2 tRNA genes are annotated in these 244 nt (G+C 55.7%); both read right to left on the bottom strand.

What is annotated here, in order from left to right:
• Positions 1-76: transfer RNA gene (locus ACCD02_RS32790), tRNA-Glu, on the bottom strand.
• Between the two features lie 92 nt (positions 77-168).
• Positions 169-244 (bottom strand) — tRNA-Ala (locus tag ACCD02_RS32785).

Below are 244 nucleotides of genomic sequence, written 5' to 3'. Positions count from 1 at the left end.
TGGCGTCCCCTAGGGGACTCGAACCCCTGTTACCGCCGTGAAAGGGCGGTGTCCTAGGCCACTAGACGAAGGGGACAAACCTTGTTCGTACCGTGTTCGGTGCTGGTTCCGAAACACTGGGTACTTAACATTTCAAGGCAGTGTAGCTTAACCTTGAAACCTTAAATTTGGTGGAGCTAAGCGGGATCGAACCGCTGACCTCCTGCATGCCATGCAGGCGCTCTCCCAGCTGAGCTATAGCCCC

It is taken from the genome of Pseudomonas sp. Pseusp88, from assembly GCF_047303955.1.
Classification (GTDB): Bacteria; Pseudomonadota; Gammaproteobacteria; order Pseudomonadales; family Pseudomonadaceae; genus Aquipseudomonas.
The sequence above is the reverse complement of the archived record's forward strand: the minus strand, read 5'-3'. Positions and strand labels throughout refer to the sequence as shown.